A 23201-nucleotide genomic window follows, 5' to 3' on the forward strand; every position below is an offset into this window, starting at 1 on the left:
ACCGGCGCTTCTCGATTCCTGATCGGTTGGGCGGGCCCGACGGTACCTCAGTGCATGCCCGAAGGCGACGGTCGATTCAAGCGACTAGTACTCGTTCTTGATGACGAAGTAGGAGCCCCTGATGGTTCCGGCCAGTTTGGACTTCTGGCGGGCGAACTTGAACGCTCCCAGTTCCTCCGGGACGGCCATCCCGTCCGAGAGCTTGAACCCGACCGCTCGTTTCCCGTCATCGTCGAGTGTGTACATCACGTTGATCGACAGGCCGCTTTCGTAGAAGACGTACGCGATCCGGATGTTTTCGACCTGGAACTCCGTCGCTTCGAGCGGGGGCGAAGCGATCACGATGCCGCGTTCGTCCTCGAGGATCCGGCTCACCCAGTCGATCGTCGACGCGGCGTCGGCCGCGGGCTCGACCGTGAAGACGTGGTCGTACTTGTTCTTGAAGTAGCGGGCCTCGTTCGCCCGCAGGCCCGCGAGGGCGTCCGCGACCGGGGACGACTCCAGGCCTGCGGTCGACACGGTCCCGAAATCCACGGCGTGGGGCATGGCGGGTTCCTCCAAGGTCAGCGTGTGCGCTGGTGACGAAGGTAGACGACTCGGGAGCCCACCGCACGGGACTCGGCCAGCCGCAGCTCGCGCGGGGCGGCGAGAGGTGGGAAGTACCGGGTGCCGCCGCCGAGCAGGAGCGGGTGGACGAACTGGCGGTACTCGTCGACGAGGTCCTCGGCGATGGCGGACGCGGCCAGGGTCGCCCCGGCGATCGACACCACGCCGTCGCCCGGCTGGTCGCGCAGCCGGTGCAGCTCGGTGGCGAGGTCGCCGGTGGCCAGGCGCGCGTTGCCCGCCACCGACGTCAGCGTGCGGGAGAACACCACCTTCGGGATCGCCCGCCAGAGCCGGGCGAACTCGAGCTGCGCCTCGCCGGTCATCGTCTGCTCGGCGGTCTCCCAGACGAGCATCTCCTCGTACAGGCGCCGCCCGCACACGTACGCGGCGACGTGCCGGATCTGCTCGACGTGGAAGTCGAACTGCTCCGGCTCGGGCGCGCCCCAGCCGATGTCGCCGTCCGGCCCGGCGATGAAGCCGTCCAGCGACACGCTCATCGAGTAGACCACGGGCAGCATCACGCACTCCTCAGCAACCGGGCGGCGTTCGACGGACCCGCCGAAGCCGCCGAGCATAGTAGCCACGCGGCCGGCTCACCGCCGAGCAGGCGCGGTCCGGCAGAGCTCACTCGGTCGAGCGCCGGGCCTGCTCCTGGTTCGACCGGTGGGGCGCGGAAAGCCAGTCCTGATCGAGGCGTGCGTCGACCGGTTCCCCTCCTCGCCGCAGCGCGTCGAGGTAGGCGCGATCAGCGGCAAAACGGGCCGCCACCTCAGGCCCGTCGGCAACGGCGCCGTGGCCGGGAATCACGACATCGACGTCCCGGGCAGCCTCCTCCAGCCGGTCGAGTGCCTTCTCGTAGGCCTCGACTTGACCGGGACGGTGCGCGTCCAGCAGCGGGATCAGGACGTCGGAGAGCATGTCACCGGCGATCAGGACGCCGCGGTCGGCGAGCCGGATCGCGGCGTGACCGGCCGCGTGCGCGTCGTGCTCGACGACCTCGCCCGGCACCGGCCCGCCGCCGGTGGGCAGCGGGGTGAGGATCGCGACCAGCTCGAGGGGAATGCCCGACGCGCTCTCCGCCGCCATCGCCTGCGCGCGCTCCCGGGCCTCGCTCGCCACCTGGGCGCAGGCGGAAGTGGCGTAGCGCGGCACGTCGCCGAACCGGGAGTGCCACAGCAGGTGGTCCCAGTGGGGATGGGTGGAAAACCCGGCGACCACCGGGATGCCGAGCCGCTCGACGTCGTCGGCGAGCTGGGCCAGGTCGGCACCGTCGATGCCGGGATCGACCACGACCAGCCCGCTCTCCCCGCGCACCACGACGGCGTTGCTCCGGACCCACTCGCTCTGTCGGACCCAGACGCCGTCGGCCACCTGCTCGAGCACCATCTGCTTGTCTTCCTTCCGGGAATGGCTGAGCCACACGCTTTCAGCCGCTACTGGTCGATGCTGAACATGCCCTCGGGCACCCCGGCCAGCTCGATCCCGCGCCAGATCGAACGCCACTGCGGGAGCTCGTGGTAGCGCCGCAGCGCCGCGATACCGCCCAGCCAGCCGGCCCAGCCCGCGTACGGCGGGTTGCCGGGGTCGAAGCCGCTCTCCACCAGGGTGAGCCGGGTCTTGCCGTCCGAGCCCGCCAGCTCCCAGGTGTCGGTCATGCCGTCGGCGAAGCGCAGCGTCGCCTTGCGGCCCGGCTCGAACTCGACGAACTTGGCGCCACCGGGGTCCAGCTCGAACCCGCCCATCGCGAAGCGGCCGCCGACGTACGGCTCGATGTCCACATTGGCGCCGAACCACCGGAGGAACTGCTCCGGCTGGGTCATCGAGTCGAACACCTCCTCCGGCGTCGCGTCGATCACGACCGAGGCGCGCAGCTCGGACGACGTGAAGTCGCACTTCGGCGTCAGCTCGCGACCGGACAGGTAGTCCGCCAGGTTGGCGATCCCCAGCGACCAGAACGTCTGCAGCGCGCCGCGGGCACCGGCCTTGTCGGCGATCACGTCCTCGAAGGTCGGCAGGTCGCTCTGGCTCAGCGTGACCAGCGTGCCGTCCTCGTCCTCGGCCAGCTCGATCTGCGACGTGGTCTCGACTCCCTCGACGGTCCAGGCGAACCGGATGGTGCACTCGTCCACGTGCAGCACGCGCTGGTGCGGCTCGGCGCCGTCCGGTGTGGAGCGGCCCCAGAACTCGTACTTGCCGGGCAAGTCGACGTCGGCGTGCTCGGTCAGCCACACGCGCAACGCGGCCGGGTCGGTCAGCGCCGCGTACACGGCCTCCGGCGGGCCCGGGACGACGGCACGCAGGCGCAGGTCAAACTCGGTCATCGGGGTTTCCCTTCGGGTAGCAGGCGACGGCCAGCCGGAACGCGTCGCCCTCGGCACCGCCGTAGCGGGTGAACAGGTCCCGCAGTGTCTTCTGCAGTTCGTCGAGGAAGGCCTTGCGCTGCTCCGGGCGCACCCGGATTTCCCCGGACACGCCGATCGAGGGCAGGTCCGGCCGGGTGCGGTCGAGCGCGGCGACGTCCGCCTGCACGTCCTCCACCAGGTCCAGCAGGTGGCCCAGGCTGAGCCGGTCGCGGGTCTGGCGCAGCCCGATCCGGCCCACCAGGCGCGGGGACAGCCAGTAGGAGCGGCCGGCCGCTTGGTAGAGCCCTTCGTGGATGCCGCGTACCCGGCGCTCGGCCACCTGGCGCACCAGGCCGGCTTCCGTCAGCCGCTTGACGTGGTAGTAGACCCGCTGCGGGGACTGGTCGAGCTCGACCGCCACCTCGGTGCAGGACCGGGGCTCGGCGAGCTGCCGCAGCACGTCGATCCGCTGCGGCTTGAGGAGGGTCTCGGCCTGCTCGATCCGGTCGAGGTAGACGACATCTCTCATGGCGAAAATCAGTCTTTATGTAAAACAAATTTTTGTCAATGGGCCGGGCCCGCCGGCCGGAGCAGGTTGGAGCGCTGCCGCCGTTACGCCGGCAAGGTCCGCCGCAGGAAGGCCGTGGTCAGGTCCCAGGCGCGCGCGGCCGCTTCGGGGTGGTGGAACATCGGCGCCACGTTGTTGTGGAACGCGTGCCCGGCCTCCTCCTGGACGTGGATCTCCGCGCCCGGATGGGCGGCGACCGCGGCCTCGACCACCGCGACGTCCGCGCGCGGGATGTACGGGTCCTGCCCGCCGAAGTGGAACTGGATCGGGCAGGTGATCTTCGCCAGGTCCGCGATCCGGCTCGCCACCGTCGAGCCGTAGAACGACACCGCCGTGTCCGGGTCGCCCGAAGCCGCCGCCGCGAACGCCAGTGATCCGCCCAGGCAGAACCCCAGCACGCCGACGCCGCCGGAGACCGCCGGCTGGGCTCGGAGGTGGGCCATCGTCGCCAGGACGTCCGAAAGTCCCAGCGCCGGGTCGAAGGCGGCCGCAACCGCCATCGACGCCGCCACTCCCGCTTCGTCGTGCGTGGACGACCAGCCGGGCGCCGTGCGCCGGAACAGCTCCGGGACCGCCACCACGTACCCCGCGGCCGCCAGGTCCGCCGCCACCGACCGCAGGTAGTCGTCCAGGCCGAAGATCTCCTGGATCAGCACCAGGCCCGGGCCGCGGCCGGATTCGGGCCACCACACGGGGAGATCCGTCAGTACATCGGTCATCGCAACAACCTTTCCAGGATGTCGGCGACCAGCTCGGCCTGGTGGCCGTCCGGGTCGAGGTCGGGGTCGAACACCGTCAGCTCGAAGCCCGCCGCGCCCGGCAGTGCGAGCAGCCGGCGCAGCACCGCAACGAGCGTGTCCGGGTCCAGGCCGCCGGCGTCGGGACTGTCCACTGCGGACACGTGGGCCGGCCCGGCGCAGTGCGCGCATCGCGCCCAGCGAGATCGAACAGTCGCCGCCCAGCACCACCGGGAACCCGCCGGCCGCCCGCACCGAAGCCACGCGCGCGGCCAGTGCGCGCGTGTGGGAAGCGATCGCCGCCGAGTTGCGGACGCCGTCGCCCGGGGACCACGTGCCGACGTACCGCCCCGGCGTCGCGACGCCGCCGTCCGACGCGCCCAGGCGATCGAGGATGCCGAGGTCGCGCAGTACGCCGGGAGTCTTGGAGCAGCCGGGTACCGCGCCCTCGGCCGGCGGGCGGAGGCCGAGGTTGGACGGTGCGTCGACCAGGACGAGGTTCCCCATCCGGTCACCGTACTGGCTCCGCGGCCGGAGGCGTCCTAGGTTGAGGTGCCGACCAAGGAGGCGCGATGGCTGAACAGACCAAGTACGTCCTGGACGAAGCCGATCTCCCGACCCAGTGGTACAACGTCATCCCCGACCTGCCCGAGCCGCCCCCGCCGCCGCTGCACCCCGGCACCCGCGAGCCCGTCGGCCCGGAGGACCTCGCACCGCTGTTCCCCCAGGCGCTCATCGACCAGGAAGTGACGACTGATCGCTATGTCGACATCCCGGAGGAAGTGCGGGACGTCTACCGTCTTTGGCGGCCGTCGCCGCTGTTCCGGGCGCGCCGGCTGGAGAGGGCGCTCGGCACGCCGGCGCGGATCTACTACAAGTACGAGGGCGTCAGCCCGGTCGGCTCGCACAAGCCGAACACCGCCGTGCCGCAGGCGTTCTACAACGCGCAGGAAGGCGTCACCCGGCTGACCACGGAGACCGGGGCCGGCCAGTGGGGGAGCGCGCTCGCGTTCGCCTGTGCCCAGTACGGGCTGGAGTGCGAGGTCTGGCAGGTCCGGGCGTCCTACGACCAGAAGCCCTACCGCAAGCTGATGATGGAGACGTACGGCGCGACCGTCCACCCGAGCCCGTCCGAGCTGACCGAGTCCGGCCGGGCGATCCTCAAGGACCACCCGGACTCCACGGGCAGCCTCGGCATCGCGATCAGCGAGGCCGTCGAGCAGGCGGCGCAGGACCCCGACACGCGGTACGCGCTGGGCAGCGTCCTCAACCACGTCCTGCTGCACCAGACGATCATCGGCGAAGAGGCCCTGAAGCAGTTCGAGCTGGCCGGCGACACGCCGGACGTGCTGGTCGGCTGCACCGGCGGCGGCTCGAACTTCGGCGGGCTCGCGTTCCCCTTCCTGCGCGAGAAGCTGGCCGGCCGGATGGACCCGGTGATCCGCGCGGTCGAGCCGGCGGCGTGCCCGTCACTGACCCGCGGCAAGTACGCCTACGACTTCGGCGACACCGCCGGGCTCACGCCGTTGCTGAAGATGCACACGCTCGGCCACGAGTTCATCCCGGACCCGATCCACGCGGGCGGCCTGCGCTACCACGGGATGTCCCCGCTGATCTCGCACATCTACGAGCTCGGCCTGATCGAGGCGATCGCGATCGGGCAGCAGGAGTGCTTCTCGGCGGGCGTGCGGTTCGCGCGGTCCGAGGGCATCATCCCGGCGCCCGAGCCGACGCACGCGCTCGCGGCGTGCATCCAGGAAGCGTTGCGGTGCAAGGAAATCGGTGAGGAGAAGGTGATCCTCACGGCGCTGTGCGGGCACGCGCACCTGGACCTGCCGGCCTACGGCGCGTACCTCGCCGGGGACATGGTGGACAACGAGCTTTCGGAAGCGACGCTCGAGGCGTCGCTGGCGACGTTGCCGTGACGCTCGGCTCGCCCGGGGATCAGAGAACGTCGGGAATCTCCGGGCGGGCCAGCTCGGTGCGCGCGTCGGCGAGGACCACGCAGTCGCGGCCCGCCGCCTTCGCCGCGAACACCGCGTCGTCCGCCGCCTGCAGCAGGATCGTGTACTCCGTGGCCGTTTCCGGGTACACCGCCGCGCCGATCGACGCCGTCAGGCCGTCGATCACCTCGGGCTTGCCCGGGCGGATCACCGGGACCGGCACCTCGATTCGGGCGATCGCCGCGCGGATGCGGTCCGCGATGGACACGATCTCCGCGCTCGTCGCGCCCGGGAGCAGCACCACGAACTCGTCGCCGCCGAAACGTCCCACGTAGTCGCCGCCGCGGACGCAGCCCTGGATCGCCGCCGCGATCGCGCGCAGGACCTCGTCGCCCGCCAGGTGGCCGTTGCCGTCGTCGATGGCCTTGAAGTGGTCGAGGTCGATCATCAGCACGCCCGCGGTCGACGACAGTTCCGCGGCGCGCGCCAGCTCGTTGCGCGCCAGCTGGACCCAGAACTCCGGCGCGAGCAGCGACGTCTTCGAATCGGTGCGCGCGGCGGCCTGGAACTGCGGCAGCAGCAGGCCGATGTGCAGCGCCACCGGCGTCACCATGAGCACCGGCAGCAGCCACGGCCGGACCGTCATCACCAGCGCGATCCCGCAGCCGACGCCGACCGCGGCCAGCACGATCAGCACGTCCGACGGGTTGCCGAACGCCTGCCGCGGCGGCTTTCCCGGGTTGCTCATCAGGATCGCGAGGATCACCAGCACGTAGTTGAGTCCGAAGTAGACGATCCCGGCCAGCAGCAGCGCGGTCATCCCGCCGAACCCGTCCAGGTAGGGCACGTACGGCGCGACGTGCCCGGTGCCGGCGGACAGCACGGACCCGGCCGCGGTGCACGCCAGGATGACGGTCGCGGCGGAGAACACCTTGCGGTGCACCACTCCGCGTCGCTTGTACACGCGCACCCAGGAATGGGCGTAGCTGACGACGATGACGAGCGTGGCCAGCGGCGGCGGCAGCAGCAGGAGCCCGGCGAAGATCCAGATCGACTGCAGGTGCATGTGCGGACGGCCGTCCGCGGCCAGCTCCCGGATGCGCTCGATGCGTTGCGCCGCTTCGAGGTGCACGATCTCACCCGCGAGGATCAGTCCAGCCCAGAACACCGACTGGGTGGTGATCGGCACGAGCGCGGCCGTCGCCAGGACCGCGACCAGCGCCAGCGCGTCGACGACGAGGACGTAGCCGAACACCGGAGTGGCCAGCTTCCACATCGCCCACGTACGGATACCCGATCGTGGACGTTCTGAGCTGGGCTTTCGCCCTGGGGACCCGGACAATCCCACGAAACGCCCTTCTGCTCAGGACGGAACTCTTCGCGGAAATCGTCACTGTAATCGAACGAACGCGGTGTGTCACTAGGCTGGACGGGCTACCGTCCGGTCACGCACCGTGCAAGATCCCTCAGGAACAGGAGAAATCATGTCGCACTTCCTGCCCAACGCGAACATCGTCCCGTCCCGCCGGCGCGCGCAGCGGCCGACCGACTGGACCCGGCAGCTCCCCACCGACTGGACCCGCGCGATCCCGACCGACTGGACCCCGCGGCAGCTGCCGACCGACTGGACCGCCCGCGAACTGCCCACCGACTGGACCGCCCGCGAGCTGCCGACCGACTGGACCCGCCCCGGCGTCTCGTCACCGCTGCCGCAGTGCCCCACCGATTGGACGCGGCGCTGACCGACGCCCGGGGTCGTGAGTGAGAAACAGTGTTAGAACACTGTTTCTCACTCACGACCGGCCGGGGCGGGTCTGCCGGCCCGCCGCCACAACGTCGCCGCGCCCAAGGCGGCCACCACGCCGATCGCCCCGGCCCCGGCGACGACGCCGTGTGGGGCGGCCCGCTCGGCCGCGACTCCGGCCAGCACCACGCCCAGCCCCTGCGACACCCGCAACGCCGTCAGCGCGAACCCGAACGCCTGCGCGCGCTGGGCGTCCGGGGTCAGCTGGACGAACGTCGTGTTCGCGATGAGGTTGTACGAACTGGCCACCCCGGACAGCGTCAGCAGCGCCAACGTGCCCTCGAGGTCCGGCCGCAGCGCGCACCCCAGCAACGCCGCGCACGCCAGCACGGCCAGCGGCCCGAGCAGCGGACCGCGCCGCGCGGGCGGGATCCGCGACAACGCGGCCATCCCTAGCACGCTGCCCAGCGCGTACGCTCCGAGCAGCAGCCCGACGACGACCGCGCCGCCGCCGAGTTCGGCCGCGTACGGCGCCGCGATCGCCTCGCCCGCGATGTAGATCCCCGACACGCACCCCAGCGCGACCAGCGCGAGCCGGCGCCGGTCGCCGGCCACGACCGTGAACCCGGCCCGCACGTGCTGCCACCAGCGGACGCCGGACGACTCCCGCGGCGGCCGCGACCGGACGCCGGTGACCAGGAACAGCGCCGACACCGCGAAGCTCGCCGCGTCCGCGAGCAGTGCCCCGCCGGTGCCGACGGCCGCCACGAGCAGCCCGCCCACCGCGAAGCCGGCGACCTGGCCCGCTTGCACGAGCATCATCAGCAGGCCCATCCCGGGCACGAACGTCTCGCCCGGCAGCACCTGCGGCAGCAGCGCGGCGCGTGCGGAGTTCCAGACCGGGTTGAAGAGCTGGACGCCGATCAGCAGGGCCGCGACCGCCGGCAGCGGGAGACCCGGCAGCGCCATCACGGCGACCGCCAGCGCGCGCAGGACGTCGGCGAGGACCATCACGGCGCGTGGCGGGTGGCGGTCGGCCAGCCCGGACAGCAGCGGGCCGCCCACGAGGTCCGGCAGGAACGTCAGCGCGTACGTCAGCGCGGCCCAGCCCGGCGAGTTCGTGCGGTCGTACACCAGGATCGACAGCGCGACCCGAGCCAGCTGGTCACCGGTGACCGAGACGAGCTGGGCCGAGAACAGCGCCCGGAACTCGGCCACCGCGAGGACGTCCCGGAATCCCGCCGCGCGCACCGCCATGGACACCCACGGTACCGCCGCGCACGCGGTGCGTGAACGGCCGTTAGGAGGGGTCGCAGGTGATTTTCGGCTGCGGGTTGTAGCGGACGGTGCGGGTCGAGCGGCTGACTTCGCGGCCGGACGCGGCGTCCTTGAGCACCCGGGTGTCGCTCGTCGTGAAGCCCGGCGCGCCGGTGGAGGCGTGGCAGTTCTCCGCCGGCCCCGGCTTCGTCGGCGGGTCGCTCGGGTCGGACCGGCCGCCCGGGATCGACTCGACGGTGTAGCGCTTGGTGCCCCACAGCTTCACGGTGATCGACGACGGCGTCCAGATCGTCTGGATCGCGATGCCGTTCGGCGAGTCGTTGGTGAACTTGAGGTCGATCACGCTGGCGCCGTCGGGGTTCTGGAACACCGTCGCCTCGCGCGCGGCGGGGTAGCGGCTGATGTAGTAGCTGTGCTCCTTGTGTCCCGCGTCCTTCATGCCCGCGAAGTACGCCGCGTTGTACAGCGTCGTCGCGAACTGCGAGATGCCGCCGCCGACCTCGCGCGCCGGGGCGCCGTTCTCGATGACGCCGGCCTCGACGTACCCCTGCGGCTTGCCGCGCGGGCCGGTGAACCCGTTGAGGCTGAAGGTTTCCCCGGGCTTGACGATGGCGCCGTTCACCTTCTGCGCGACGACGCGGATGTTCGTGCCGGAGTCGGCCGCGAAGCCGCCGGTGGTGAACTCGCCGACGACCTCCTTGACGCCCAGCTGGTTCGCCTGCTCGGTGGTCACCTTCGCCGGGCTGTCCCGGTAGATCGCCGCGACCTCGCGGCCGTCGGTCTTCTCGAGGACCTCGGGCAGCGGCTTGAGGCTCGGGTCCCAGTCGACGGTCCGGCCGTCGGTGGACGGGGCGACCGTCGGCTTGCCGCCCTCGAAGACGATCGTCGCGTCCTTGCCCTCCTTCTCGGTGGACTTCAGCTGTGGCCCGGCGGCCTCGGCGATCTTGGCGTTGTCGATCTTCGGGGTCAGGCCGCCGCCGTCGGCGGGCTCGAAGCTCAGCGCCGCGGCGATCGCGTCCGGCTGCACGGTGGCGTTCTTGCCGTCGCCCTTGACCACCAGCGGGCCCGAGACGGCGGGGCGCGCGAACTGCTCCAGCGCGGCCTGGACGCCTTCGGGCGTGGTGCTGACCGGCGTGCTCGTCACCGGCAGCGCCAGGGTTTCCCCGCCCGCCCACTTCTCGACGACGGCGGCCTTCGCGGCCTCGACGTCGAGCTTCTGCCCGGGCTTCGGCGCGACGGCGACCGGGGTCGTGCCGTCGAACCGCACGGTGCCTTCCGCCGGGTCGCGGTCGACCTGGCCGCGCAGTGACTCCAGCGCGGCGGCGAGCTTCGCGTCGTCGGCGTGGCTGACGACGCCGACCTCGCGGCCGGAGAACAGCGACGCCAGGCGCGTGAACGGGTTCAGCGGCTGCTCGCCGGCCTGGTCCAGGGTCTGCGGCCAGTCCAGCTTCAGCCCGGCGGCCGTCGGCGACAGCGTGCCCTGGACGTCGCCCGCGGTGACGGCGAGCGGGCGCGTCAGCCGCGGCTCGATCCGGCCGCGCAGCTCCTGCTCGGCGGCCTGGCGGTCCATCCCGCCGACGTCGACGCCGGCGACGGTCACGCCGCGCGGGACGCTGCCCTGGCTGACCAGCAGGTCGATGCCGTAGATCGCGACGAGCAGGCCGAGCGCCCCGCCGGCGATCAGGCCGGCCTTGCGCGGGTCGATCCGCCCGGCGAGCTTCTGCGCCGCCGTGCGGGCCGGATCCGGTTCGGGCCGGACGACCGGCAGGACGTCCGTCTGCTCGCCGGGTGACTCCGGCCAGCGCGGTTCGTACGGCAACTCTCCACCCCTTCACCGCGGCGCCGGGGTGCGCCGGTGACGGGGTCAGCGTACGGGGCACCCGGACAAGCCGTACGACTCGCCCCAACGGGGGATGAACCGGTCACCGCGCGTCGGGTTCGGGGTTGTGACCGGCGCGGGCCAGGAAGTCGAAGTCGCAGCCCTCGTCCGCCTGCGTGATGTGTTCGCTGTAGAGCGCGCCGTAACCGCGCTCGAAGCGCGGTGCAGGCGCCACCCACGAAGCCCGGCGCCGCGAAAGCTCCTCGTCGGACACGTCGAGGCGCAGGGTGCGCGAAGGCACGTCGAGGGTGACCAGGTCGCCGTCGCGGACCAGGGCCAGTGGCCCGCCGACGTGCGACTCGGGCGCCACGTGCAGCACGCAGGCGCCGTAGCTGGTGCCGCTCATCCGCGCGTCGGAGATCCGGACCATGTCCCGGACGCCCTGTTCGAGCAGGTGCCAGGGGATCGGCAGCATCCCGTACTCGGGCATGCCGGGGCCGCCGAGTGGGCCGGACCCGCGCAGCACGAGCACCGAGTCCGCGGTGATCGACGGGTCGTCGATCCGCTTCTTGAGGTCGGAGTAGTCCTCGAACACCACGGCCGGGCCGGTGTGCGTGAGCAGGTGCGGTTCGGCGGCGATGTGCTTGATCACCGCGCCCGACGGCGCCAGGTTCCCGTGCAGCACGGCGACCCCGCCCTCGGCGGCCACCGGGTGCTCCCGCGGCCGGATGACGTCGTCGTTGTGCACCTGCGCCTCCGACAGGTTCTCGCCGAGGGTGCGGCCGGTGACGGTGGGGCGTTCGGTGTGCAGCAGGTCGGTCAGCCGCGACAGGAGCCCCGGCAGGCCGCCCGCGTAGTAGAAGTCCTCCATCAGCCAGTCGCCGCCGGGGCGGATGTTCGCCAGCACCGGGACGCGCCGCGCGATCGCGTCGAAGTCGGCCAGCGACACCGGGATCCCGCTGCGCCCGGCCATCGCGATCAGGTGGATCACGGCGTTGGTCGAGCCGCCGAGGGCGAGCACGGTGGTGATCGCGTCTTCGTACGCGCGCTTGTCCAGGACCTGCGTGATCGTCAGGTCTTCCCAGACCATGCCGACGATCCGCGCGCCGCTCGCCGCGGCCATCCGGTGGTGGGCCGAGTCGACCGCCGGGATCGACGCGGCGCCCGGCAGCGTCATGCCGAGCACCTCGGCGGCCGACGTCATCGTCGAGGCCGTCCCCATCGTCATGCAGTGCCCCGGCGAGCGGGCCAGCCCGCGCTCCAGTTCGGACATTTCGGCGTCGCCGATCAACCCGGCGCGCTTGTCGTCCCAGTACTTCCACATGTCGGTGCCGCTGCCGAGGACCTCGTTGCGCCAGTGCCCGCGCAGCATCGGCCCGGCCGGCACGAAGATCGCGGGCAGCCCGGCGCTCGCCGCGCCCATCAGCAGCGCCGGCGTGGTCTTGTCGCAGCCGCCCATCAGGACGGCGCCGTCGATCGGGTAGGACCGCAGGATCTCCTCGGTCTCCATCGCGAGGAGGTTGCGGTAGAGCATCGGCGTCGGCTTCTGGTAGGTCTCCGACAGCGTGGCCACCGGGAACTCCAGCGGGAAGCCGCCGGCCTGCCAGACACCGCGCTTGACCTGCTCGGCGCGTTCGCGCAGGTGCATGTGGCAGGGGTTGATGTCCGACCACGTGTTGAGGATGCCGATGACGGGCTTGCCGAGGTGCTCTTCCGGGTTGTAGCCGAGCTGGCGGCTGCGGGCGCGGTGGCTGAAGTTGCGCAGCTCGTCGCCGCCGTACCACCGGTGGCTGCGGAGCTCCTCGGGTGCTTTCATGCGATCCAGTATGGCATCTGATATATGATCTCGGGGGCCTGGTTGAATGGGCTCCGACACGACGCGAGGGAGCGACCATGACCGGGACGTTCAGCCTGCCCGCTTCCCGGACCGAAGTGGTCCTGGAGGAGATCCGTCGCGGCATCCTGACCCGGGAGCTGGTCCCCGGCCAGCCGCTCGTCGAAGCGGAGCTGGCCGCGCGGCTCGGCGTGTCGAAGACGCCGGTGCGCGAGGCGCTCAAGGTGCTGTCCAACTCCGGCCTGGTGACGTTCAGCCCGTACAAGGGCGCGTCGGTGGTCACGGTCGACGCCGAGCTCGCGAAGTCCGTCTACGACGTGCGCATGGTGCTGGAGCCGGAGGCCGTCCGGCGGACGGTCGAGCAGCACGACCCCGCGTTGCTCGACGACGCGGCGGAGGCACTGAAGGAAGCGTCGACGGCCATCGCCGACAAGGACCAGGCCGCGCTCAGCCTGCTCAACCGCCGGTTCCACCGCGCCCTCTACCGCGGCTGCGGCAACCCGCTGCTGGTCAGCATCCTCGACGACCTCAAGGATCGCGCGGCGCTGATCAGCGTCGTCGGCTGGGAAGCCAACCCCAGCTGGAAGAAGGAGTGGACCGAGCACAAGGCGGTCCTCGCGGCGGCGAAGAAGGGTGACGCCGACGGCGCGGCCGCCCTGCTGCGCGACCACATCGGCGGGTTCCTCGAGCGGGTCCTCAAGGCCATCGGATGAGGCTGCTGCTCATCTCGGACACCCACCTGCCGGGCCGCGCCCGCGTGCTGCCGGACCAGGTGTGGGCCGAGGTCGAGGCGGCGGACGTCGTCGTGCACGCCGGCGACTGGGTGGAAACCGGCCTGCTCGACGAACTGGAAGCCCGCAGCGAGCGCCTGATCGGCGTGCACGGCAACAACGACGGCCCTGACCTGCGCGCGCGGCTCCCGGAGATCGCCCGGGCGGACCTCGACGGCGTCCGGCTGGCCGTGGTCCACGAAACCGGCGGGAAGCAGGGCCGTGAGCAGCGGTGCGACGCGCGGTTCCCGGACACCGACGTGCTGGTCTTCGGGCACAGCCACATCCCGTGGGACACGACGACCCCGGCGGGGCTGCGGCTGCTCAACCCGGGTTCGCCGACCGACCGCCGTCGTCAGCCGTTCTGCACCTACCAGACGGCCCGCATCGAGAACGGCACGCTGACGGACGTCGAGCTGCATCACCTGCCCCGGAGGGGGTAGACAGGTCCCATGGATCCGGCACGGGCCTTGCGGGAGATCGCGTTCCAGCTCGAACGCGCGGGGGAACCGACCTACCGCGTCCGCGCGTTCCGGAGCGCGGCCGCGACCGCGGACAAGATCGGCGTCGAGCAGCTCACGCAGATGGCGGAGAACGGCACGCTGACGTCGTTGCCCGGCATCGGCAAGGCCACCGCGGGCGTCATCGAGGACGCGCTCGCCGGCCGCGACCCGGCGTACCGGGAGAAGATCGTCGAGAAGAAGCTGCCGGACGGCGAGCCGCTGCGCTCGGCGCTGAAGGGCGACTGCCACACGCATTCGGACTGGTCGGACGGCGGCAGCCCGATCGGCGAGATGGCCGTCGCGGGGCGGGACCTGGGTCACGAGTGGATGGTGCTGACCGACCACTCACCGCGGCTGACCGTCGCGAACGGGCTCTCGCCGGATCGGCTGCGCACGCAGATGCAGATCGTGGCGAAGGCCAACGAGCTGATGGCGCCCTTCCGGCTCCTGCACGGCATCGAGGTCGACATTCTCGACGACGGTGCGCTCGACCAGGAAGAGGAACTGCTGGGACAGCTGGACTTCGTCGTCGCGAGCGTGCACTCGAAGCTGCGGATGCCGTCGAAGGACATGACCCGCCGGATGCTGGCGGCGGTGCGCAACCCGCACACGCGGGTGCTGGGCCACTGCACCGGACGGCTGGTCGTCGGGCGCGGCCGTCCGGAGTCGGAGTTCGACGCGGAGGCGGTGTTCACCGCGTGCCGCGAGAACGGCGTCGCGGTGGAGATCAACTCGCGCCCGGAGCGGCTCGACCCGCCGATGAAGCTGCTGCGGCTGGCCGCGGAGATCGGCTGCGAGTTCGCCATCGACAGCGACGCGCACGCGCCGGGCCAGCTCGACTGGCAGCCGTACGGGTGTGAGCGCGCGGTCAAGGCGGGGATCGGGCCGGAGCGGATCATCAACACCCGCACGGCCGACGAGCTGCTCAGCCGCTGATGTCGACGACCGGGTGCTGCGCCGGGTCGAGCCAGCGCAGCACGGCTTCGAGGTCGGCCCCGGCGATCGCGACGCAGCCCGCCGTGGGCTTGCCGTCGGTGACGTGCAGGAAGAACGCGGACCCCGCGCCCGGCACCACGGGGTGGCGGTTGTAGTCGATGACCACGGCGTGAGCGTAGACCGGCCCCGCCCTGCCGAGGTCCTCGCCGGCGGCCTCGTCGAACGGGCAGGTGCCGGGAACGCAGGAGACGTGCGTGTTGTAGTACGGGGAACGCACGTCCGAGACCCACCAGTCCGCGGTGGTGACCCGGCGGTAGGGCAGCCGGGTGGTGGCGGGCTCGATGCCGAACGCCTCGCTGAGCGGCCAGACGCCCGCCGGGGTGTGCGACGTCGTTTCGCTCGCCTGGCCGATGCCGTCCCGGCCGACGAACGCCTCGACCGGGCCGTACGCCCGCTTCCAGCTGCCGCCTTCGCGCTGCCACGCCGTGAGGACGGCGGTGGTGGCGCTCGGCGAATCCGCGACGACGGTCAGGCGCTGCCGCGGGCCGGAGTTCTCCGGCGCGGCGGCCGCGGTGCTCAGCAGCGCGGCGGCGGCCAGCGTGGCGCCGAGGGTTCTTCGGGACACCCCCGGGATCCTAGCGGCGCCACGCCGGCCGTGCCGCGTCAGTCGATGGTGTAGGAGTCCCCGTAGACCTTCCACTTCAGCGGGGTGTGCAGGTCGAAGTTGCCCGCGTTGAGGAACACCAGCTGCTCGGTGTCGACGCGGGAGGTGTCGGCGTGCGCCTCCTCCTGCTTCATGATGACCTTGCGCGCGTCGAAGAACGCCTTGAGGTAGGACGTTTCGCTGCCGCCCTGGGCCGGGGTCTTGGCCTTCTTCATCGCGGCCTTGCGGATGCCGCCGAAGCTGTCGGAGCTGTCACCGGGGCCGTGCATCACGATCGCGTCGTAGTAGGCGAACTGGCCGAGGTTGCTCAGCCCGTCCGCCTTGCCCTGGCTCACCGCCGGGTCGAAGTACACGCGGTCGCGCTCGTTGTTCTGCGCGGTCTGGAACGCGGTGGTGGCCGCGGCCTGCTTCCACGCGCTCTCGAACGCCGAACCGAGGCCGGCGTGCGAGTCGGTGCCGTTCACCTTGCGCAGCGCGGGAAGGTACTTCGCGAGCGGGTTGTCCGGGACGGAGTTCGTGTACGCCTCGACGAGCTCCAGCATGTCGCCGGTGCCGGAGCAGAACCCGATGATGCCCGCGGTGTACCCGCGGCCGTCCCCGATGTCCTCGATGTACTGGTACTGCGCCTTCCAGTCCAGCGAGGAGTTTTCCGCGCTGGAGACCAGCTTCATGGCGATTTCCTTCTTCGCCGGGACGGAGAGGTCACCGGCGGCGAGTGCGGTCGCGCTGTTCGCGGTCAGCGGGGCCGGTGCCGCCGAGGAGAGTGCGGGGGTGGTGATCACGAGGGCGGCGACGGAGGCCGCGCCGAGCGCGCCGACGAGAACCGGCCGCAACTTCTTGCTCATGGGAAAACCCTTTCCGCGGAACGTGCCGTGGGGATCACGGCGTTGGGGCATGGCGGACGAGGCCCGCGGCCGTCGCGATCGGGGCCTCGGGTGGTGCTGCGGCGTAACGCCACGGTAGCGAAGCGTTAAAGGCTTCACAAGAGGCGGATGACGTTCACGTTCCTGACCGGCGCTTTCCGTCCTCAATGGACTCCGGTTGGGCAATTAGGTAAACCGGAGAAGGGAAAGCAGACGATTTCGGGTTCAGCGGATCCCGGCGAAGAGGCGGATGACGTCCGGCAGGACGGTGACCGGGATCGTCGGGTCGATCGCGCGCTGGACGCCGAGGCCGATGCCGAGGCTGAGCAACGCCGTCGCGGCGTCGTCGGCCGACATCGGGAGCGTGATCCCGAACCGCTCCGCGTACCCGCCGAGCAGGCCGGCGATGGCGTCGCGGATCGCCTTGTCCCGCGCGGCCAGTTCGGCGCGCACGTGCGGGTTGCGCCGGGCGTTCGTGGCGAACTCGACCTCCAGGGCGGTCCACGCTTCGTCGCCGATGCTGCGCTCGGCCCAGGCCTGGAACGCGGCGAGCAGCCCGTCCACGCCGTCGGCGCCGACCAGCGCCTCGGCGACCAGGGCGACCTGCTCGTCGTGGATCCGGTCGAGCACCGCGAGGCAGAGCTCGTCCTTGTTGCGGAAGTTCGAGTACACCGCGCCCTTCGAGTACCCGGCCTCGTCCGCGACCTTCTCCAGCGACGTCACGGAGTAGCCGTCGCGCAGGAAGAGCAGCTTGGCGGTCTCGATCAGCTGCTCGCGGGTGCGCGCCTGGCTTTCCGCGCGGGTGAGTCGGGCCATGACGCCACTCTAGTCGGCTCCGGAATCGGGGTACCGATGGTATTGAGATACTGATAGTCTCCGAAAATGGAACAACGTCACTTCACGGTCCTCGTCGTCGGCGCCGGGGCGTCCGGGCTGGGTGCGGCCATCCGGCTGGGCCAGGCCGGCGTCGACGACCTCGCCGTGCTGGAGAAGGCCAGCGCGCTCGGCGGGACCTGGCGCGACAACACGTATCCCGGCTGCGCCTGCGACGTCCCGTCCGCGCTGTACTCGTACTCGTTCGCGCCCAATCCCGGGTGGACGCGGGCGTTCGCCGGGCAGGCCGAGATCCGGGCGTACCTGGCGGACACCGCGTCGCGGTTCGGGGTGACGTCGAAGATCCGGTACGGCGTCGAGGTGACGCGGGCCCAGTGGAACCCGTCGGCGTCCCGGTGGGAGCTGGAGACGTCGCGGGGTCCGTACACCGCGCGGGTCCTGATCGCGGGCACCGGGCCGTGGCACGAACCGCTGATCCCGGACCTGCCGGGGCTCGACGGCTTCCCGGGCGAGGTCTTCCACTCCGCGCGCTGGAACCACGACTACGACCTGACGGGCAAGCGCGTCGCGGTGATCGGCACCGGCGCGTCGGCGGTGCAGTTCGTGCCGCGCATCGCGCCTCGCGTCAGCGGGCTGCACCTGTTCCAGCGCACGGCGCAGTGGGTGCTGCCGAAGCCGGACCACCCCGTCCCGGGCGTCGAGCGGTTGCTGCTGCGGCGGTTCCCGGCGCTGCAGCGGGCGTTGCGCGGTGCCGAATACGGGGCGATGGAGGCGCTCGGGTTCGGCTTCCGGCACCCGTGGCTGCTGCGGCAGGTGCAGCAGATCGGGCTCGCGCACCTCCGGCTGTCGGTGCGGGATCCGGCGCTGCGTCGCGCGCTGACGCCGGACTACACGCTCGGCTGCAAGCGGCTCTTGATGTCCAATACGTATTATCCGTCGCTGACCCGGGCCACTGTGGACGTTCACCCGACGGCGGTGCGGTCGGTCTCCGGCAGCCGGGTGTCCGGTGTGGACGGTTCCGCCGCCGAGGTCGACGCGATCATCTTCGGAACGGGCTTCCACATCCTCGACATGCCGGTGTCATCCCGCGTCTTCGACGGCGACGGCCGCAGCCTCGACGACCATTGGAAGGGCAGCCCGCAGGCGTACGCGGGGACGACGGTGGCCGGGTTCCCGAACCTGTACCTGCTGCTGGGCCCGAGCCTGGGCACCGGTCATTCGTCGGCGTTCATGCCCCTGGAGGCCCAGCTCCGCCACACGGTGGCGGCGGTGACCCGGACGTTGCGTTCGGGCTGGTCGTCGCTGTCGGTGCGGCCATCGGCGCAGGACGCGTTCAACGCGGAGGTCCAGGCGGCGCTGCCGGGAACGGTGTACCAGTCGGGCGGGTGTTCGAGTTATTACACGGATGTCAACGGGCGCAACAGTTTCAGCTGGCCGTTTTCGACCGGGCGGTTGCGGTCGCGGGTGGGCGCGTTCGACGAGGGCGACTACGAAATCGGTACCCGACGACCGGTCAGAGCGTCGCGAACCGCAGGCCCGCTTTCGTGAGCCGGTCGATCAGGGCGTCGCCCATCGCCGTCGCCGTGGTCACCTGGCCCGCGGTATCCGGGAGGTCGTCGGAGGCCAGGCACAACGCCGATTCCGCGAGCATCTTCGCCGTCTCGTCGTAGCCGGGGTCGCCGCCGGACACCTCCGTGACGACCCGCTTACCACCGCCTTCGCCGAGGAAGCGCACCGAGAACCACGACCGGGCGCGGCGTTCGGGGCTCGGGCCGTTGCCGGGCGCGAGCAGGCGGGACAGCCCGCGCCGCGCGGGCGGGAGCTGGGCCGCCGCGAACAGCGCGCCGACCCCGAGCGCGCCGCCCGCCAGCACCGGCAGGTGCTTGACCGCGGCGAAGTGGCGGTAGGTGAAGTCCGGCCCGTAGCGCTCGGACGCGGCCGCCGACCGCCGGACGACCTCGGGGTCGATCGTCGGCAGCGGGACCGCCCACCAGCCCGCGTCGGCGACCCGGTGTGGCCGGCCGAGCGGCGCGCGGGCGAACCGTCCGGCCGGGCGCGGCTCGGCGGCCGCCCGCTCGCGGGCGACCCGGGCGCCGGCCGGGAGCCGGGACATGATGGTCAGCGCGCTGAGGAACGTCCCGCCGGACGGCATCCCGCTGGCCCGGACGTACCCGTCGACGCGCAGCGGAACGCCTTCGGGCAGCTGCTTGACCGTGAAGTACGCGCCGAGGTCGTGCGGGATCGAGTCGAACCCGCACGCGTGCACCAGCCGCGCGCCGGTCTCGCGGGCGCGCCGGTCGTGCGCCAGGTACATCCGGTCGACGAATTCGGGCTCGCCGGTCAGGTCGACGTAGTCGGTGCCGGCTTCGGCGCACGCCGCCACCAGGGGCTCGCCCTGGGTCAGGTACGGCCCGACGGTGGTGACGACCACCTTGGTGGCCTCGGCCACCGCCCGCAGCGACGCGGGATCGCCCGAGTCGGCGATGAGCAGGTCGAGCGCGGCGAACCGGTCGTCGATCTCCGCGAGCCGCGCCCGGACGGCCTCGAGCTTGCCGCGGTTGCGGCCGGCCAGGGCCCAGCGCAGATCCGCGGGCGCGTGCCGGGCGAGGTACTCGGCCGTCAGGCCACCGGTGAAGCCGGTGGCGCCGAACAGGACCACGTCGTGCGCGCGCATGTCTCCTCCTGGGGACGTCGACGGTGGACGCGCCCAGGTTACCCGCGAGTCACTTCCGGTCGCCGAGGGAGACGGCGGCCGGGTGACCCGCCGGTAGCCGATGGGTGAAGGTAGTCGCCGTGCGGATCGGGTCGGGTCGTCGGGGCGGACGAGGGCTGGGTGGCTCGCCGGTGGCCGATGGGTGAGGGGTGACTGCCGTGCCAATCAGCTCCGGTCGCCGGTGTAGACGACGGCCGCTGCGACGGCCGCCGTTCCGGCGATCACGTCCGCGATGCGGCGGGGCAGGCCGTGGTGGGTGTCCTCCATCCACGCCCGCACCGCCGCCCGGCCGAGCTCGGGCTCGCACAGGTCGTCGACGCCCGCGGTCCACGCCAGCAGCGCCAGGCACGCCGCGTGCGGGTCGGGCCGGTCGACGCCGAACACCGCGGCCCGGGCCTTGCTCCGCGCCGCCGTCGACACGAGCAGGTCCGCCGGCGGGTAGCGGTGCCGGCGGCGCAGGAGCGCCCGTTCGGGGGTCCGCCGGACGAGTCCGAGCGCGACGAGGTTGTCGGCGGCGACCGACGGCAGTTCCCCGCGCAGGTGGTCCACCCAGTCGCGCACGCGGTGCGTCCCCGTTTCCGAAACGATTTCGGAAAACACGTGATCGGCGGTCGGAATACCGGACGGGCGGCCGGCGATCGGGCGGACTTTCCGGTCCTCGACGGTGATCCGGTCGGTGAAGAGCAGGTCGCACAACGCCGCGCCGGCGAGGCCGATGCCCAGTGACGTCCGGCTGAGCGACGGCCGGCCGGTGAACTCGTCGTGCCCGAGGAAGAAGAAGGAATCGACCAAGGTGAGCCGGCGCATGACGGAAAATGCCCCCTGGGCGGTCTCGGTGAGGATGCCGAAGATAGCGGTCCGGCGTCGCCGCGCTTTCGGCGCCGGCCCGGTTTACCCCGAACGGACGTACCGCCCTCCGGCGCGGACCCCCTACTCTGGGGCACCGCCGCCAAGATCACCTACGGCGCGGGGGAAGGTTCATGGGTACCCACTCACCGGGGCACGGCCTCGGCCGGAGGCGGCTCGGCGCCGCCCAGATCGTCTTTTTCGTCGTGGCAGCAGCCGGTCCGTTGTACGCGATCGCCGGCGGGGTTTCGGCGACGTACGCGGTGACGGGCAGCGTCGGCGTGCCGCTGTCCTTCGTCCTGCTGGCGCCGGTGCTCGCGCTGTTCGCCGTCGGGTACGCCGCGATGAGCCGCTACATCACGAACGCCGGCGCCTTCTACCCCTATGTGGCGCACGGGATCGGGCGGTCCGCGGGCACCGCCGTCGCCTACGTGACGGTGCTCGCCTACAGCTCGATCCAGGTCGGCGTCTTCGGCCTGTTCGGCCTGTCCGTGTCCACCTGGCTGGACACGACGTTCGGCGTCGCCGTGCCGTGGTGGCCGATCGCGCTGCTGATGGTGCTGGTCGTCGGCGCCGGTGGCGTGCTGCGGATCGACCTCAACGCGAAGGTCCTCGGCGTCGCGCTCGGGCTCGAGGTCGCGGTGCTCGTGGTGCTGAACGCCGTGATGTTCAGCCACCCGGCCGGCGGGTCCGTTTCGCTGCTCCCGCTCGAGCCGTCGAGCCTCTTCACCGCGGGGGTCGGGGCCGTTTTCGCTTTCTCCATCGCGGTTTTCACCGGCTTCGAAGGAGCCGCCACCTACGGCGAGGAGTGCCGCGACCCGCGCCGGACGGTCGGCCGTGCGACCTACGTCGCGATCGGCCTGACCGCGGTGCTGTACATCGCGTCTTCGCTCGGCATGGCGGTCGCGACCGGTCCGGACCACGTCGTCGAGCGGGCCGTCGCGGAGGGACCGGGACTGCTGTTCGGGCTCGGCGGCCGGTACGTCGGCACGGCGTTCACCGACACGGCGTACGTGCTCTTCCTGACCAGCCAGTGCGCCGCGCTGCTGAGCTTCCACAACGCCGTCGCCCGGTACTTCTTCGCCCTGGGCCGGGAAGGGCTGCTGCCGGAAGGCTTCAGCCGCACCAGCAAGCGCACCGGCGCGCCGATCGGCGGCTCGCTGGTCCAGACCTCGATCGGCTTCGTCGTCGTCTCGGTCTTCGCGCTCGCCGGGCGCGACCCGTTCACCGAGCTCTTCACGTGGACCGGCGTCACCGCCTCGACCGGCGTCACGATCATCATGATCGCGGTTTCGCTGTCGGTCATCGGGTTCTTCCGCCGCCGTCCCGGCCGGGAGACCTGGTGGCGGCGGATGGGCGCGCCCGCGCTCGCGGCGGTGACGCTGACCGCGGTCCTGGTGCTGATCATCGTCAACTTCGACGTCCTGCTCGGCCCGGCGGGCTCGATCCCGCTGCTGCGCTGGGGCCTGCCGGGGCTGCTGGTGCTCGCCGGCCTGGCCGGCTTCCTGCGAGCCGAGGCGCTGCGCACGCGGCGTCCGGACGGCTACGCGGGGATCGGCGGCCCGCTGCGGGAGGACGAACTGGCGGAAGCGCGGTGACCGACGTCCGCGCGGCGGATCCGTCCGAAGTGGACACCGTGGTCACGATCCTGGCCGAGGCGTTCCAGGACGACCCGATGAGCCGCTGGGTGTTCCCGGACGGCGAGCGCCGCCGCGCCGTCGCCCATCCGGCGTTCTTCCGCGAACTCCTCGGCGCCGGCTTCGCGACCGGGCACGTCGACGTCACCGCCGACCTTTCGGCGGCGGTCATCTGGCTGCCCGGCGGCGGTGCCGACGACGGGCCGATCGCCGGGCTCGACCCGGCGGAGACGGACCGGCTCGGCGTCCTGCTCGGCCTGATGGCCGCCGTCGAACCGGCCGGCCCGCTCTGGCACGCGCAGTTCATCGGTGTTCGCCCCGGGCGCCAGCGCCGGGGCGTCGGCGAGCGGCTGCTGCGGCACGGCCTCGCCCGGGCCGATGCCGAAGGCCTGCCCGCCTACCTGGAAGCCAGCTCGCCGGACAGCACGCGGCTCTACCGGCGGCTCGGGTTCCGCGACCACGGCCCGGCGTTCCACCCGCCCGGCGGCCCGCCGATGCAGCCGATGCGGCGTGCTCCGGCCTGACCCGTTACCGGCGAGTACAGTCGCCCCTCGAACGCGAGGA

24 protein-coding genes and 1 pseudogene are annotated in these 23201 nt (G+C 71.8%); 8 read left to right on the forward strand and 17 right to left on the reverse strand.

The genetic code is table 11. The annotated features are described in order from the left end of the window. Positions 1-84 precede the first annotated feature (84 nt). The 8 genes and pseudogenes from OG738_RS22460 to OG738_RS22495 all read right to left on the reverse strand — a co-directional run. The gene (locus tag OG738_RS22460) at positions 85-546 is read right to left on the reverse strand and encodes a phage tail protein (RefSeq protein ID WP_329056354.1); all 462 of its coding nucleotides are present in this window, start codon (positions 544-546) and stop codon (positions 85-87) included. A gap of 17 nt (positions 547-563) precedes the next feature. After that, on the reverse strand, positions 564-1124 hold the full coding sequence (locus tag OG738_RS22465; RefSeq protein ID WP_329056356.1) for a dihydrofolate reductase family protein: 561 nt from the start codon (positions 1122-1124) through the stop codon (positions 564-566). A gap of 106 nt (positions 1125-1230) precedes the next feature. Then, complete coding sequence (locus OG738_RS22470; RefSeq protein ID WP_329056357.1) at positions 1231-1992, reverse strand: MBL fold metallo-hydrolase; 762 nt, start codon at positions 1990-1992, stop codon at positions 1231-1233. 47 nt (positions 1993-2039) lie between these two features. Continuing rightward, on the reverse strand, positions 2040-2927 hold the full coding sequence (locus OG738_RS22475; protein ID WP_329056359.1) for an SRPBCC family protein: 888 nt from the start codon (positions 2925-2927) through the stop codon (positions 2040-2042). After that, complete coding sequence (locus OG738_RS22480; RefSeq protein WP_329056360.1) at positions 2914-3477, reverse strand: helix-turn-helix domain-containing protein; 564 nt, start codon at positions 3475-3477, stop codon at positions 2914-2916. The genes OG738_RS22475 and OG738_RS22480 overlap by 14 nt, the downstream gene beginning before the upstream one ends. A gap of 83 nt (positions 3478-3560) precedes the next feature. Then, positions 3561-4235 carry a dienelactone hydrolase family protein gene (locus OG738_RS22485; RefSeq protein ID WP_329056798.1) on the reverse strand — a complete coding sequence of 225 codons (675 nt, stop codon included), beginning with the start codon at positions 4233-4235 and terminating at the stop codon, positions 3561-3563. Beyond that, entirely contained in the window at positions 4232-4408 is a 177-nt protein-coding gene (locus OG738_RS22490) for a hypothetical protein (protein ID WP_329057103.1), read from the reverse strand. Before OG738_RS22490 ends, OG738_RS22485 begins: the two co-directional genes overlap by 4 nt. A 73-nt stretch (positions 4409-4481) precedes the next feature. Beyond that, positions 4482-4760 (reverse strand): annotated as a pseudogene (locus OG738_RS22495) (arginase family protein); the annotation flags it as partial. A 65-nt stretch (positions 4761-4825) separates the two neighbouring features. Between OG738_RS22495 and OG738_RS22500 the strand changes: the two are divergent. Further along, a complete protein-coding gene (locus OG738_RS22500; protein ID WP_329056361.1) occupies positions 4826-6178 on the forward strand; it encodes a TrpB-like pyridoxal phosphate-dependent enzyme in 1353 nt (450 codons plus the stop codon). 19 nt (positions 6179-6197) lie between these two features. Here OG738_RS22500 and OG738_RS22505 read toward each other — a convergent pair whose 3' ends face one another. Next, the gene (locus OG738_RS22505; protein WP_329056362.1) at positions 6198-7472 is read right to left on the reverse strand and encodes a sensor domain-containing diguanylate cyclase; all 1275 of its coding nucleotides are present in this window, start codon (positions 7470-7472) and stop codon (positions 6198-6200) included. A gap of 208 nt (positions 7473-7680) precedes the next feature. On the opposite strand from OG738_RS22505, the gene OG738_RS22510 reads away from it, so the two are divergent. After that, positions 7681-7938, forward strand: a complete 258-nt coding sequence (locus OG738_RS22510; protein ID WP_329056363.1) for a hypothetical protein — start codon at positions 7681-7683, stop codon at positions 7936-7938. 47 nt (positions 7939-7985) lie between these two features. Here OG738_RS22510 and OG738_RS22515 read toward each other — a convergent pair whose 3' ends face one another. The 3 genes from OG738_RS22515 to araD form a co-directional block, all read right to left on the reverse strand. After that, entirely contained in the window at positions 7986-9197 is a 1212-nt protein-coding gene (locus OG738_RS22515) for an MFS transporter (RefSeq protein ID WP_329056364.1), read from the reverse strand. Between the two features lie 43 nt (positions 9198-9240). Further along, positions 9241-11037, reverse strand: a complete 1797-nt coding sequence (locus OG738_RS22520; RefSeq protein ID WP_329056365.1) for a VanW family protein — start codon at positions 11035-11037, stop codon at positions 9241-9243. A 103-nt stretch (positions 11038-11140) separates the two neighbouring features. Further along, positions 11141-12853 (reverse strand): L-arabinonate dehydratase, encoded by a 1713-nt coding sequence (gene araD / locus OG738_RS22525; RefSeq protein ID WP_329056366.1) that lies wholly within the window; start codon positions 12851-12853, stop codon positions 11141-11143. Between the two features lie 77 nt (positions 12854-12930). On the opposite strand from araD, the gene OG738_RS22530 reads away from it, so the two are divergent. The 3 genes from OG738_RS22530 to OG738_RS22540 are packed head-to-tail and all read left to right on the forward strand — an operon-like array spanning position 12931 to position 15080. Continuing rightward, entirely contained in the window at positions 12931-13584 is a 654-nt protein-coding gene (locus tag OG738_RS22530) for a GntR family transcriptional regulator (RefSeq protein ID WP_329056368.1), read from the forward strand. Then, positions 13581-14084 (forward strand): metallophosphoesterase family protein, encoded by a 504-nt coding sequence (locus OG738_RS22535; protein WP_329056369.1) that lies wholly within the window; start codon positions 13581-13583, stop codon positions 14082-14084. The genes OG738_RS22530 and OG738_RS22535 overlap by 4 nt, the downstream gene beginning before the upstream one ends. A 9-nt stretch (positions 14085-14093) precedes the next feature. Further along, a complete protein-coding gene (locus OG738_RS22540; protein WP_329056370.1) occupies positions 14094-15080 on the forward strand; it encodes a PHP domain-containing protein in 987 nt (328 codons plus the stop codon). Here the strand turns inward: OG738_RS22540 and OG738_RS22545 are convergent. From OG738_RS22545 to OG738_RS22555, 3 genes are all read right to left on the reverse strand, one after another. Continuing rightward, positions 15070-15705 (reverse strand): L,D-transpeptidase family protein, encoded by a 636-nt coding sequence (locus tag OG738_RS22545; RefSeq protein WP_329056371.1) that lies wholly within the window; start codon positions 15703-15705, stop codon positions 15070-15072. The two genes, OG738_RS22540 and OG738_RS22545, sit on opposite strands and share 11 nt — an antisense overlap. A 38-nt stretch (positions 15706-15743) precedes the next feature. Then, entirely contained in the window at positions 15744-16589 is an 846-nt protein-coding gene (locus OG738_RS22550) for a chitosanase (protein ID WP_329056372.1), read from the reverse strand. Between the two features lie 243 nt (positions 16590-16832). Next, positions 16833-17423, reverse strand: a complete 591-nt coding sequence (locus OG738_RS22555; protein ID WP_329056374.1) for a TetR/AcrR family transcriptional regulator — start codon at positions 17421-17423, stop codon at positions 16833-16835. 66 nt (positions 17424-17489) lie between these two features. On the opposite strand from OG738_RS22555, the gene OG738_RS22560 reads away from it, so the two are divergent. Then, complete coding sequence (locus OG738_RS22560; protein ID WP_329056375.1) at positions 17490-18989, forward strand: flavin-containing monooxygenase; 1500 nt, start codon at positions 17490-17492, stop codon at positions 18987-18989. Here the strand turns inward: OG738_RS22560 and OG738_RS22565 are convergent. Next, on the reverse strand, positions 18955-20115 hold the full coding sequence (locus tag OG738_RS22565; protein WP_329056376.1) for a saccharopine dehydrogenase family protein: 1161 nt from the start codon (positions 20113-20115) through the stop codon (positions 18955-18957). The two genes, OG738_RS22560 and OG738_RS22565, sit on opposite strands and share 35 nt — an antisense overlap. A 204-nt stretch (positions 20116-20319) precedes the next feature. Continuing rightward, positions 20320-20961, reverse strand: coding sequence for a GOLPH3/VPS74 family protein (locus tag OG738_RS22570; RefSeq protein WP_329056377.1), 642 nt, complete (start codon positions 20959-20961; stop codon positions 20320-20322). 173 nt (positions 20962-21134) lie between these two features. On the opposite strand from OG738_RS22570, the gene OG738_RS22575 reads away from it, so the two are divergent. Together OG738_RS22575 and OG738_RS22580 are read left to right on the forward strand one after the other, a co-directional pair. Then, a complete protein-coding gene (locus OG738_RS22575) occupies positions 21135-22598 on the forward strand; it encodes an APC family permease (protein ID WP_329056379.1) in 1464 nt (487 codons plus the stop codon). Continuing rightward, positions 22595-23161, forward strand: a complete 567-nt coding sequence (locus tag OG738_RS22580) for a GNAT family N-acetyltransferase (protein WP_329056381.1) — start codon at positions 22595-22597, stop codon at positions 23159-23161. The genes OG738_RS22575 and OG738_RS22580 overlap by 4 nt, the downstream gene beginning before the upstream one ends. Positions 23162-23201 lie beyond the last annotated feature (40 nt).

Origin of the sequence: Amycolatopsis sp. NBC_01488, assembly GCF_036227105.1 — a bacterium.
Classification (GTDB): Bacteria; Actinomycetota; Actinomycetes; order Mycobacteriales; family Pseudonocardiaceae; genus Amycolatopsis.

Excerpts from the sequence above, each read along its gene's own strand:
- OG738_RS22460 (WP_329056354.1), bottom strand. The coding sequence starts at position 546 with ATGCCCCACGCCGTGGATTTCGGGACCGTGTCGACCGCAGGCCTGGAG.
- OG738_RS22465 (WP_329056356.1), bottom strand. The coding sequence starts at position 1,124 with ATGCTGCCCGTGGTCTACTCGATGAGCGTGTCGCTGGACGGCTTCATC.
- OG738_RS22470 (WP_329056357.1), bottom strand. The coding sequence starts at position 1,992 with ATGGTGCTCGAGCAGGTGGCCGACGGCGTCTGGGTCCGACAGAGCGAG.
- OG738_RS22475 (WP_329056359.1), bottom strand. The coding sequence starts at position 2,927 with ATGACCGAGTTTGACCTGCGCCTGCGTGCCGTCGTCCCGGGCCCGCCG.
- OG738_RS22480 (WP_329056360.1), bottom strand. The coding sequence starts at position 3,477 with ATGAGAGATGTCGTCTACCTCGACCGGATCGAGCAGGCCGAGACCCTC.
- OG738_RS22485 (WP_329056798.1), bottom strand. The coding sequence starts at position 4,235 with ATGACCGATGTACTGACGGATCTCCCCGTGTGGTGGCCCGAATCCGGC.
- OG738_RS22500 (WP_329056361.1), top strand. The coding sequence starts at position 4,826 with ATGGCTGAACAGACCAAGTACGTCCTGGACGAAGCCGATCTCCCGACC.
- OG738_RS22505 (WP_329056362.1), bottom strand. The coding sequence starts at position 7,472 with ATGTGGAAGCTGGCCACTCCGGTGTTCGGCTACGTCCTCGTCGTCGAC.
- OG738_RS22510 (WP_329056363.1), top strand. The coding sequence starts at position 7,681 with ATGTCGCACTTCCTGCCCAACGCGAACATCGTCCCGTCCCGCCGGCGC.
- OG738_RS22515 (WP_329056364.1), bottom strand. The coding sequence starts at position 9,197 with ATGGCGGTGCGCGCGGCGGGATTCCGGGACGTCCTCGCGGTGGCCGAG.
- araD (WP_329056366.1), bottom strand. The coding sequence starts at position 12,853 with ATGAAAGCACCCGAGGAGCTCCGCAGCCACCGGTGGTACGGCGGCGAC.
- OG738_RS22530 (WP_329056368.1), top strand. The coding sequence starts at position 12,931 with ATGACCGGGACGTTCAGCCTGCCCGCTTCCCGGACCGAAGTGGTCCTG.
- OG738_RS22535 (WP_329056369.1), top strand. The coding sequence starts at position 13,581 with ATGAGGCTGCTGCTCATCTCGGACACCCACCTGCCGGGCCGCGCCCGC.
- OG738_RS22540 (WP_329056370.1), top strand. The coding sequence starts at position 14,094 with ATGGATCCGGCACGGGCCTTGCGGGAGATCGCGTTCCAGCTCGAACGC.
- OG738_RS22550 (WP_329056372.1), bottom strand. The coding sequence starts at position 16,589 with ATGAGCAAGAAGTTGCGGCCGGTTCTCGTCGGCGCGCTCGGCGCGGCC.
- OG738_RS22555 (WP_329056374.1), bottom strand. The coding sequence starts at position 17,423 with ATGGCCCGACTCACCCGCGCGGAAAGCCAGGCGCGCACCCGCGAGCAG.
- OG738_RS22560 (WP_329056375.1), top strand. The coding sequence starts at position 17,490 with ATGGAACAACGTCACTTCACGGTCCTCGTCGTCGGCGCCGGGGCGTCC.
- OG738_RS22565 (WP_329056376.1), bottom strand. The coding sequence starts at position 20,115 with ATGCGCGCGCACGACGTGGTCCTGTTCGGCGCCACCGGCTTCACCGGT.
- OG738_RS22570 (WP_329056377.1), bottom strand. The coding sequence starts at position 20,961 with ATGCGCCGGCTCACCTTGGTCGATTCCTTCTTCTTCCTCGGGCACGAC.
- OG738_RS22575 (WP_329056379.1), top strand. The coding sequence starts at position 21,135 with ATGGGTACCCACTCACCGGGGCACGGCCTCGGCCGGAGGCGGCTCGGC.